The following is a 10,365-nucleotide window of genomic DNA, read 5'->3' as shown; positions in this document are numbered from 1 at the left end:
GTGCGGGTGGCCGTCCAAAGCGCAGATTTTGCGAGTGTGTAGGTGAAGTAATGAGGGTTGAGCGCACGCACCTTCTGGTCGATCAAATTGATGACATTTCCTTCCAAGCCGGCCGGCAGGGCTTTCGCAAAGGCCTTTGTCAGGAAAACCGGTGCCCTGAGATTGACGTCGTGGTGTGCGCTCCAGCCGGTTTCGTCGAACTTGTCGGGCCAGTCCCAAACGAACCCGGCGGCATTGTTTACGAGGCAGGACACGGGCCCGAGCGTTTCAGCGCAATTGTCGATGAGGGCGGGTAAGGCACTTAGCTCCGCCAAATCGGCCTGAAAGGCCGCCACGCTGCCGCCAAACGCTTCGATTTCGGCCACAAGGCTCAGCGCGTCTGCCTCGGACGCTTGGTAGTGGATGCCGACCCGCCATCCGTTCCGCGCTAAGTCTTGTGCGATTGCCCGCCCCAAACGGCGGGCAGCACCAGTCACCAGGGCGCAGGGTTCCATGCTGTCGGTGGCCATGAGGTCCTTAAGGCGTTGAGGGGGTGGAGATCTCTGAACGGGCCCGCTCTGAGGGGGCCATTCGCTACGAGCGATACTCTATGAGAGCATAATCTGACGAACAAGGTGTGGGATCCGTGAGACAATTGCTACTCGAGTCGGTCTCGGTCGGCGCGATAGCCTCTGCGGCGTCTTCGTTTCGCGGCCGTAAAACGCCTATCTTCTGTGCACTTGGCCAAATAGGTAGGCTGAAAGGAGTAGGGGGCGAGCCCGACATGGTGCCAAAAACCGCAAACCATTGCAGATAAGACACACTGGGTACCTAGAATCTGGTCCGCACTTGCTTTTCCGTTGCGTCGACTAAGGCGCTGTCTATTGTCAAGGCCATGGGGGACGTTGCACCGCAAACGGAGCGTGTCAGCAGCATCCTGAATAATCAAGTCTAGTCGCCAGGGACAGGCGATAAGCAGGAGACAGAATAATGGCTCGGCACACTATTGCGGGGATCTTGAAATCAGCAGTTTTGGGGGCAGCGCTCGTCGCTGGCTCTGCTTTTGCAGCACAGGCGCAAGTGCTGGCTCCGGGCGAAAATCCCATCAGCCCATTTGCAGGGGGCGCTGGCAATCAGCTTGAACTTAGCGCTACGACGTCTCTCACTACGGACTATGTGTTCCGCGGCGTTTCGCAAACAAATCAAAAGCCTGCCATTCAGGGCTCTCTTGATGCGGCTTACGGTATTTTTTACGCCGGTGTTTGGGGTTCGAATGTCGATTTCGCGACAAATAACAGCATTGAGCTCGACTGGTATGGTGGTATCGCGCCAACCCTGTTTGGCCTTGACTGGGATTTCGGAGCTATCTGGTACACGTATCCAGGTGCCAACAGCATTGATTACGTAGAAATTAAGACCGGTGCGTCCTACGGCTTCACCGACAACTTCACAGCCGGCGTCACCAACTACTGGTCGCCAGATCTCAAATCCAACGCTTTGGAGGCGGGCGCTGAATACACTTTTGGCCAGTTGTTCAACTTTTTCGATCCGAGCGTAAGCGCCTTGGTTGGTTATTGGTGGTTTGATGATAGCTCCATCGAAGACTACACGTTCTGGAACGTCGGCGTTACCCTCGGCTTTCTCGAGAACTGGGCTGCCGACGTCCGTTACTGGGATTCGGAGCTGAGCGACACCAGTTGCACCGGATTTATTGGCAACCAAAACGCATGCGACTCGCGCGTTGTCGGTACGCTCAGCGCGTCCTTCTAAGACTTTCCCAAACCAACAACCTTCCCAAGGGGCGCCAATTCGGCGCCCCTTTTTCTTTGTGGCGGACGCCGTGTCATAGATTCGTATGCTGACGAATTGGCCGGGCCAAGAACTACAGAGTAGGTCGGTCGTAGGAGAGCGAGTTCATCTTCGGCCGCAGAGCCCAAACGGCTGCCTCCAAACGCGACTTTAGATTCAACTTTCGCAGGATGTTCTTGACGTGCACCTTGACCGTGCCGTCGCTGATGTTGAGTTCCCGTGCGATGTTCTTGTTGGATTGGCCACCGGCGATCAACTCAAGAATCTGCTTTTCCCGCGCTGTGAGACTGTCTGGGTCTGTTCGCACGGACGGAGCGCCGTCACGCATTGCGTTAAGCAGCAGGTCCATCAGGGTTTCGGTAAAAACAGTGTTCCCGCGCCAAGCGAGCCTCAGCTTCTTTAGGATCTCGTCTGGTTGGGATCCCTTCAAAAGGTATCCTTTTACCCCAGCCCGCACTGCCCGCAGGACGTCGTCTTCCGCATCTGATGCCGTCAGCACGACGACCTTGGTGTCGTCGCTCGCCCTCTTGATGCGCAATAGGGCTTCGAAGTCTCCGCCGCCGTTCAGGTCCATCAGGACGATATCGGGCTTCAAGGTTTCCGCCAGGGCCACGCCATCTTCACAAAGCCCCGCTTCCCCAATGACCTCAAAGTCTTCCTGGTCCGCTATCAGTTGAGCAGCACCAATCCGAAACAACGGATGACTGTCGATCAAGAGCACTCTGCAGCAATTACGGCCCATACCGCAGTCTCCCGATTCGGAGCTGGAAGCACGGAATTCTTTAGCTCAGTTGCGCTTCCAGTCTCGAATTTGCCCAGCTCCGTCGCGTCTTTTGGGGCGATTATCCCGCAGGGAGAGAAGAGGTCCGACTCGGAGCGGGCGCGGCGGCGCATGCATTTTTTGGACGTCGATCTGTAATCACATTCAATACCATTGAATATTTTTCGTGGCCAGGTCTAGTGTGGTTTGGTTATGGTTGCGGTGACCAGGGGGAGCGCTGCAAGGAACCGGAATTGGATCTATGACGCTAGACAAGACCGAATCTCGCAGTGTTCTGCCGGAATCCAGTGCAGCCAACGACGAGAACTCCAGTCGTGAGGTCGCCAATTCCATCGGAGCACAAGTTCGGGTTGCGCGAAGTCGGCACGGCCTCACAGTCGCCAAGGTCGCCGAGCTAACGGGGCTTTCGCCGGGGATGCTCTCGAAGGTCGAGAACGGCAATGCGTTCCCGTCTCTCACAACGCTTCATGCGTTATCGCGGGTCTTCAAGGTTCCGATGACGTTCTTTTTTGAGACCCACCAAGAGACGCAAGGCTGCTGCTACGTCAAAAAGGACGGTGGCCTCTTTATAGAGAGCAGGGGCTCGAAGGTCGGCCATCAGTATCAGCTCCTCGGACACGGTGTTGGCCAGGCCCATTCGGTATCCCCGTACATGATTGAGCTGAACGACACGTCCGAGGTCTTCCCGCTGTTCCAGCATCCCGGGGTGGAGTTCATTCACATGCTGGACGGAGAGATGATGTACGAGCACGGAGGCAAGCCGTATCGCTTGTGTCCGGGCGATTCGCTCTTCTTCGAGGGCACCACGGCGCATGGGCCAGTCGAGCTCGTGGAGCTGCCAATCCGATTTCTGTCAATCATCGTGGAATCGGGGGGTGGCGAGGGCGCGCGCCGCTGAGGACCCGCTTTATCACGGTACTGAGGAACGCGATCGCGCATTCGGCGCCGGGCGCGGCTACCCTCAATTAGGTATGGAACTGCACGGAGCTAAATGGGAAAGTTGAACCAGGTTCAACAAGCAAGACTGACACGAAACACGTCGTTTCTTCATGAAGGTCAGTAGCTTAGGCGCGAAGATACGTTGATGGAACAATCAGCCAGTTCAAAATACGTCATCATCGGAGCCGGAATTCACGGCCTGAGTACCGCGTACCACCTTGCCCTTCAGTTGAAAGCGACAGGCAACGGGTCGGGCGAGGATATTCTTGTCATCGACAAGACGTCAATCGGTGGCGGCGCGTCTGGGATTGCCTGCGGCGTTGTCCGCAACAACTACTATCAGCCGGCCATGCGTGAGCTGATGGCCCACTCTGTCGAGGTGTGGGAGAGCGACCCGAAGGCCTATAGCTATCACCCCGTTGGCTACATGCAGATCAGTGCCGAATGCATGCACGAGGACGTTGCGACGATATACGAGCAGCAACAGGCGATCGGCTACGAGTCCACGTTCGTCGAAGGAGCCGACGACTGCCAGAGTTACATGCTCGGATTTTTCGACGACTGGCAGGCCAAGGGCATTACGTCTGTTCTCCACGAGAAGCGTGGTGGCTACGCCAACAACACAGCCTCTCTTTACGGCCTCGCCGGTAAGGCCGAGGCACAAGGTGTGCGGATCGCGACAGGGGTCGAGGTCCTTGGTTTCGAATACGGTTCTAATTCGGGTGCTGTCACAGGTGTTGTGACCAACCGCGGGACGATTGCATGCGATGCGGTTGTCGTCGGAGCTGGCCCCTGGGTCCTGAAGTTCTGGGAAATGCTGGAGCTTCCAAAATCGATCTCCATCAAAGGACCGGACGGCACTGTGCATGACGACGTGCCGATGTGGAAGTTCTGGTGCCTGGAGGAGGGCACCCTCGGCGTCGACCCCGACATGCACAAGACCAATGACGGCAGCATGCCGCCCGTCATCCATGTCGATACCGATGCGCCGCTTTACTCAGACGTCGATGGCTCGCTGATCACCGATAAACTCTGGGGACTCTACTATAAGCCCGACTTCAACTTCGGCGGCATCCAGGGCGGCGCGTCCCCCTACAAGGTGGACGAAGATCCCGACAAGGTCGCGATAGACCCCTACGGACCGGACTCGCCGGACTTCATTGTCGGCGACGACTTCATCCATATGTGGTGCTCGATGCTGGCGCATTGCCAAAAGCGCTTCGAAGGCAAGATTCCTCTGTACAAGAACAAAGAAGCTTCCGGCGGCCTTGGCTGCTTCACGCCGGACAACTTTCCCATCTTCGATCGATTTCGAGAGAACGTATACGTCATTGCCGACTCAAACCACGGTTACAAAATGATCGGAGTGGGTAAGCTAGTCGCGCAAGAATTGGTTGGGGAGACGAGCGAGCTTCTGGAGCCGTTTCGCTTTGGGCGCTTTGCAAAGGGTGAACTGCATCCTGTCTCCCACAGCCCATTTCCATGGAGTTGATGTTAGGGAGACGTCAATGGACATCGAAGGCTATGTAGAAGACCCGCACCGGCAGGAGCTGGTCAAAGAAGTTCGTAAGAAGATCGACGAACTCGGAGTTGAGTATCTGTACTTGCAGTTCGTATCGATTACGGGCCGCATCATGGGCAAGGGCATCCCTGCTGATCACTGGGAGAGTGTCGCAAAGAAGGGCTTCCAGCTTGTCTATGGCGCCACGGTCAACCTCTTCCTCAATCGCCACGGCGAGTACTTCGGGTACGGCCCCGAGGCAGCCGAGCTTGTCGGCATTCCCGATCCCGAGACATTCATGCAGTTGCCGTGGGACAAGCGCGTGGGGCGCATGTACTGCACACTGTTCCGTAATCGCGAGGAACGAGAGGACCCCGGAGCATTCCTAACGGCCGATTGCCGGGGCAACCTTCGTCGTCTCCACAGCGCGTTTCAGGACAAACACAACGGTCTTCAGCTGCGCATGGGCACGGAGCCCGAGATGATGTGGCTCAAGAAGGATGAGAATGGCAAACCCGCGGGCGGCTATTCCAATCCCTTCTGCTATCACATCGATCAGTTTGAAAGCCTGCGGCCCGTCTATATGAAGGTCATCGAGTATGCGAGGAAGATGGGCCTCGATGTCATTCAAGGCGACCATGAGGATGCCCCCGGTCAGCTCGAACTCAACTGGATGTTCGACGATGTTCTGCGCAACGCCGACCGGCTGACGACCTATCGCCAAATCTGCGCCCAAGTCGCCCGCGAGTTCGACATCATCGCCTGCTTCATGACGAAGCCATTTATGGGCGTGTCGGCGAGCGGCTGCCATCACAACATGTCTCTCTGGCGGGGTGGTGAGGATGTGCTGCGGCCGACCGGAAACGACCCGAACAATTTACCGGGCATGGCGCAGAACTACATGTACATCACGGGTGGGGACAACACGTTCATGCCCGACGGCGACGATCCTCAAATGCCGCAAAAGGCAGGTCTCGAAGCCATTGGCGGTATCGTTCATCACCTGCGTGCTCTGACGTGTATCGGCTCATCGACGGTGAATTCGTATCGCCGTCTTTGGGACACGGGTTTCTGGGCACCGATCTTTGCCGATTGGGGCTTCCAAAACCGCACAACGGGCTTGCGCGTTTCCGCACCCGGCCGATTCGAGTTCCGCTCCGTGGACTCCATGGTCAACCCGTATCTCATGGGCTCGACCATCCTTGCGGCGGCAGACGACGGTATCGAGAACAAGCTTGATCCGGGCGAACCCGAAGAGCGCAACATTTACGAAGCCATTAAGGCCGGCAAAGACGTCAAGCGCTTGCCTATGAATCTCGGCGAAGCGCTCCAGGCGTTGGAGGATGACAAGGTCGTCCAGCGCGGGATGCCTGGTGAAATGTATCGTCTGTACAGCGAGTACAAGCGCGATGAATGGGAGCGCTTCAACCACACCGTAACGGAGTGGGATTTGGAGACGTATCTCGACTGCCTGCCATAATAGCGTCCGAGAAAGTTTGGACGCGCCGCGCACCTCGCGCGGCGCGCATGTTGAAACGGAGGATCAATAACAATGTGCGGTATTGCTGGAGTCATTCATCGCGGCAAACCGGTGGGCGTCGGCCAAGAAATGACCGCAATGCTTCAAAGCCTGAAGCATCGCGGACCGGACTCAACCGGTTTTGCCGTTTATGGGGTGAGCAAGCCGGACGAGTACGTGATGCGACTAAAGCTCGCCGAGGCAGAAGATTTCGATACGGACTACAACATCTTGGACAAGATCCGAGACCGGCAAGCCTTAGTTGACAATCGCCTTGCTGAACTCGGCGCTAAGACAATCGAGGTCGAACAGCCCACGCCTTACGCCTTTCGGTATCGGCTGCAGTTCTCCGGCGACACCAAGCAACTCGCGACCGATCTCGAACATATCGACGGCGGCGAGGTCTTGTCCTTCGGTCATTCGCTGGAGCTCATCAAAGATCTCGGCGATGCCACAGTCGTGTCGGAGCAGTATGGCCTCGACGACTTCAAAGGAACGCATGGCATTGGCCATACGCGGATGGCGACGGAGTCTGACGTCGATATCCGTTCCGCGCATCCATACTGGGCTTATCCATATAACGATATCAGCGTCGTCCATAATGGTCAGATTACGAATTATTGGATCATGCGCCGCGAGATGGAGCGTCTTGGCCATCGCTTCATGTCGGACTGCGACTCGGAACTTCTGGCTGTCTATACGGCCAACAATCTGGAGCAGGGCGCGACCCTTGAGGACTCCTTGAAGTCGTCGATCAAAGAGATCGATGGCGTGTTCACCTACATCGTGGCGACGAACAAGGAGCTGGGTATGGCGAAGGACACCATGGCTGCTAAGCCGATGGTTCTTTACGAGAGTGACGACCTCGTTGCACTCGCTTCCGAGGAGGTTGCCATTCGCGCCATTGTTCCCCGGGAAATCGATACATCGGATCCCTATGATGAGGAGGTGCGGGTATGGCAACGCTAACGCAGTCGGCGCCCACCGATCAGGAGCGCAGAGCCCATGAAATGGGCATGCACCAAGAACAGCTCACCGGTCGCACACAGCAGGTTTTTTTCGATATCGATCTGAACGAACCCCCCCACGGGTTCAGCCTGCCCGACTCGTTCGATGTCGACTTCAACAAGCGAGGCGAGATCGATGCTTCCAACATGGAGGCAACGCAAGTCAATTCCCGAATTCGAGAGATGATGAGCGAAGGGTACGGATCGATCGTCCTAAAGAATCCAGCCGCTAAACATTCCATGGCCGTCGGTATCTTGAACCGGCTCAATCTCATCGTCGAAGGATCTCTTGGCTATTTCGGCTGTGGACTGATTGATGGGCCGAATATCCGCATCAATGGCCGCGTCGGTTGGTCCTGCGGGGAGAACATGATGAGCGGTACCATCCTAATCGAGAAAAATGCCGGTTCACAGTTTGGTGCAGCGATCCGTGGCGGCGATCTCGTCTGCAAGGGTGACGTCGGCTCACGGACTGGCATCGACATGAAGGGCGGCAACATCATTGTCGGCGGCGACACAGGTTCATTCACCGGTTTCATGATGCAGCGCGGGCGCATGGTGATTTGCGGAAATGCTGGCAAGAATCTGGGCGACTCTATGTACGACGGAACGATTTACCTGGGCGGCGAGCCCAAAAGCCTTGGCGTCGATGCCGTGTGGGCCGACATGACCGACCTCGATCGAGAGTGGCTTGGGAAAAAGCTGACAAAGTACGACGTCATGCCGAAGGGCGGGATCGACTCATTCCGAAAGATCGTCGCGGGCAAGCAGCTCTGGAATTACGACAACCTAGAGCCGACTGAGAAAAAACTGGTTCTGTAAAGGGAGCTTCCGAGAGATGGGAAAGAAGAAGAAGCAAAAGGCGAACGGCGCACACGAGCCCGCTGAGCAACGCCGCTTCCTGCTGGGCAAAAGTCAAATCTTCACGCCTGAGGTCATGAACGACATCCATGTGAAGGCGGAGCTCGGTCGTTACCGCATGCGCGGCTTCTCATTGTTCAAGAAGATTCCGCATTGGGATGATTTGACCTTTCTGCCAGGCACGCTCACGCGCTTCGTCATCGAGGGCTATCGAGAGAAATGCGATACGAAGACGCTGATCGGGCCGCAGGCCAAGCGTCCGTTGGAATTGGATATCCCAGTTTACGTGACCGGGATGAGCTTCGGCGCCTTGTCTTACGAGGCGAAGATCGCCTTGGCACGCGGGGCTACCATGGCGGGCACCGCAACGTGCTCGGGCGAGGGCGGTATGATCCCCGACGAGCGCCGCTACTCCTCGAAATGGCTCTACCAATGCATTCAGTCGCGTTACGGCTTCAATCCGCATCATCTGCGGCTCGCCGATGCATGCGAATTCTTTATCGGGCAGGGCTGTAAGGTTGGCCTCGGCGGCCACTTGATGGGCCAAAAGGTGACGGATCAGGTCGCCGAGATGCGCTCTTTGCCAGCGGGTATCGACCAGCGTTCGCCGGCACGCCATCCCGATTGGCTGGGTCCGGACGATCTTGCCCTGAAGATCGAGGAAATTCGCGAAGCGACTAACTGGGAAATTCCCATTCAGCTAAAGCTGGGCGCCGCGCGCGTATATGACGATGTCAGGATGGCTGTGAAGTGCGGTCCAGACTCCATCTATATCGACGGTATGGAGGGGTCGACAGGCGCCGGTCCGCATATCGCGACGGAGGATACGGGTGTTCCGGGAATCGCCGCGATCCGGCAGGCGCGCCGGGCAATCGATGAACTCGGTATGCGCGGCAAAGTAAGCCTGGTCTACGCCGGCGGTATTCGCAACGGCGGCGACATCGCAAAGGCTCTTGCCCTCGGCGCCGACGCAATTGCCATCGGGCACTCGGTTATGATGGCGCTTAACTGCAACAAGGAAATTCCGGAGTCTGACTTCGAGGCGGAGATGGGCGTGCCCGCCGGCAGTTGCTACCACTGTCATACAGGCCGTTGTCCTGTGGGTGTGGCGACGCAAGATCCGGAGCTGCGTAAGCGGCTCGATCCGGAAGAAGCGGCTGAGCGGGTCTACAATTTCTTGCACACACTGACTTTGGAAGCGCAGCTTCTTGCACGTGCTTGCGGCAAGACGGACATCCACAGCCTCGAGCCGGAAGATCTGGCAGCGCTCACAATGGAAGCGTCGGCAATGGCCCAAGTGCCGCTGGCGGGAACCGACATGACTGTCGGCGTTGAGAACTATCACAAGCTGGGGTGAGGAAAACGATGCCGAAGAAAGACCAGAACGACGTCGATAAATACCTAAAGGACTCAGCCGGTCTCGATACCGAGAGAGAGAAGGTTATCGGACAGCACATCGGTTACCGCTATGACGTGAACCTGTTACCTGATTACAGCCGTATTACGCCGTTTCTCAAAGACTACATGGAGTTCATGGGCTGGGACGACCTGAACTGGCTAGAGGACGTTCACATGGGCTACGAAGAGGGGCAGCCGGCGATCTTTGATCGCAACATCAATGGCTGGGTTCGGATTCCGAAGTCCATGGACCTCCCCGACAACCAGCAAGACCGGGATATGATTGCTCGGGAACTGCTAATCCGGTTCCAGACCTCGCCCAAACATCCACTTCACGATCTAAACAAGGCGTACCGCAAGTTCTGAATGCCATGGTAACCTCAGAACTCTAACGATTCTCAAGCAAGGAGACAGGCGCGATCCAGTAATCAAACTAAACATGCATTTGAGGTGCACCGGTGAAAAGAAACCAGGCGGCCTCAGGGACGAACATGCTGTCGTCTCATAGGGAGGAGGCGAATGACCAGAAGTTCGTGCGTGCCCCATTCGGGGTCCGGCGAAACGCGGGATG

The 10,365-nt window shown here is 56.8% G+C and carries 10 protein-coding genes; 8 read left to right on the top strand and 2 right to left on the bottom strand.

From position 1 onward, the window contains the following. The coding region (locus tag AC33YF_RS11325; protein WP_491777310.1) for an SDR family NAD(P)-dependent oxidoreductase at positions 1-509 on the bottom strand (509 nt) is incomplete at its 3' end. Between the two features lie 460 nt (positions 510-969). Here AC33YF_RS11325 and AC33YF_RS11320 point away from each other — a divergent pair. Continuing rightward, a complete protein-coding gene (locus tag AC33YF_RS11320; RefSeq protein WP_491777309.1) occupies positions 970-1,749 on the top strand; it encodes a TorF family putative porin in 780 nt (259 codons plus the stop codon). A gap of 112 nt (positions 1,750-1,861) precedes the next feature. Here the strand turns inward: AC33YF_RS11320 and AC33YF_RS11315 are convergent, their stop codons facing one another. Continuing rightward, positions 1,862-2,509, bottom strand: a complete 648-nt coding sequence (locus AC33YF_RS11315) for a LuxR C-terminal-related transcriptional regulator (protein WP_491777308.1) — start codon at positions 2,507-2,509, stop codon at positions 1,862-1,864. Positions 2,510-2,810: 301 nt separating this feature from the next. Between AC33YF_RS11315 and AC33YF_RS11310 the strand changes: the two genes are divergently transcribed. The 7 genes from AC33YF_RS11310 to AC33YF_RS11280 all read left to right on the top strand — a co-directional run bounded on the left by AC33YF_RS11310 (position 2,811) and on the right by AC33YF_RS11280 (position 10,160). After that, positions 2,811-3,467, top strand: coding sequence for a helix-turn-helix domain-containing protein (locus AC33YF_RS11310; RefSeq protein WP_491777307.1), 657 nt, complete (start codon positions 2,811-2,813; stop codon positions 3,465-3,467). A 186-nt stretch (positions 3,468-3,653) separates the two neighbouring features. Continuing rightward, positions 3,654-5,000, top strand: coding sequence for an NAD(P)/FAD-dependent oxidoreductase (locus AC33YF_RS11305; RefSeq protein WP_491777306.1), 1,347 nt, complete (start codon positions 3,654-3,656; stop codon positions 4,998-5,000). Between the two features lie 16 nt (positions 5,001-5,016). Then, complete coding sequence (locus AC33YF_RS11300; RefSeq protein WP_491777305.1) at positions 5,017-6,489, top strand: glutamine synthetase family protein; 1,473 nt, start codon at positions 5,017-5,019, stop codon at positions 6,487-6,489. Between the two features lie 129 nt (positions 6,490-6,618). Continuing rightward, on the top strand, positions 6,619-7,497 hold the full coding sequence (locus AC33YF_RS11295) for a class II glutamine amidotransferase domain-containing protein (protein ID WP_491777304.1): 879 nt from the start codon (positions 6,619-6,621) through the stop codon (positions 7,495-7,497). Continuing rightward, a complete protein-coding gene (locus AC33YF_RS11290; protein ID WP_491777303.1) occupies positions 7,485-8,357 on the top strand; it encodes a GltB/FmdC/FwdC-like GXGXG domain-containing protein in 873 nt (290 codons plus the stop codon). Before AC33YF_RS11295 ends, AC33YF_RS11290 begins: the two co-directional genes overlap by 13 nt. A gap of 16 nt (positions 8,358-8,373) precedes the next feature. Beyond that, the gene (locus AC33YF_RS11285; RefSeq protein WP_491777302.1) at positions 8,374-9,753 is read left to right on the top strand and encodes an FMN-binding glutamate synthase family protein; all 1,380 of its coding nucleotides are present in this window, start codon (positions 8,374-8,376) and stop codon (positions 9,751-9,753) included. An 8-nt stretch (positions 9,754-9,761) separates the two neighbouring features. Continuing rightward, positions 9,762-10,160 (top strand): hypothetical protein, encoded by a 399-nt coding sequence (locus tag AC33YF_RS11280; RefSeq protein ID WP_491777301.1) that lies wholly within the window; start codon positions 9,762-9,764, stop codon positions 10,158-10,160. The last annotated feature ends 205 nt before the right edge of the window (positions 10,161-10,365 follow it).

The sequence above is a fragment of the Methyloceanibacter sp. genome, from assembly GCF_058506495.1.
Note: the sequence above shows the minus strand (reverse complement) of the source record. Positions and strands in the feature narration are given on the sequence as shown.

Bases quoted from the DNA above. Each gene is read 5' to 3' on its own strand.
- AC33YF_RS11320 (WP_491777309.1), top strand. From the start codon at position 970: ATGGCTCGGCACACTATTGCGGGGATCTTGAAATCAGCAGTTTTGGGG.
- AC33YF_RS11280 (WP_491777301.1), top strand. From the start codon at position 9,762: ATGCCGAAGAAAGACCAGAACGACGTCGATAAATACCTAAAGGACTCA.
- AC33YF_RS11290 (WP_491777303.1), top strand. From the start codon at position 7,485: ATGGCAACGCTAACGCAGTCGGCGCCCACCGATCAGGAGCGCAGAGCC.
- AC33YF_RS11295 (WP_491777304.1), top strand. From the start codon at position 6,619: ATGACCGCAATGCTTCAAAGCCTGAAGCATCGCGGACCGGACTCAACC.
- AC33YF_RS11300 (WP_491777305.1), top strand. From the start codon at position 5,017: ATGGACATCGAAGGCTATGTAGAAGACCCGCACCGGCAGGAGCTGGTC.
- AC33YF_RS11305 (WP_491777306.1), top strand. From the start codon at position 3,654: ATGGAACAATCAGCCAGTTCAAAATACGTCATCATCGGAGCCGGAATT.
- AC33YF_RS11310 (WP_491777307.1), top strand. From the start codon at position 2,811: ATGACGCTAGACAAGACCGAATCTCGCAGTGTTCTGCCGGAATCCAGT.
- AC33YF_RS11285 (WP_491777302.1), top strand. From the start codon at position 8,374: ATGGGAAAGAAGAAGAAGCAAAAGGCGAACGGCGCACACGAGCCCGCT.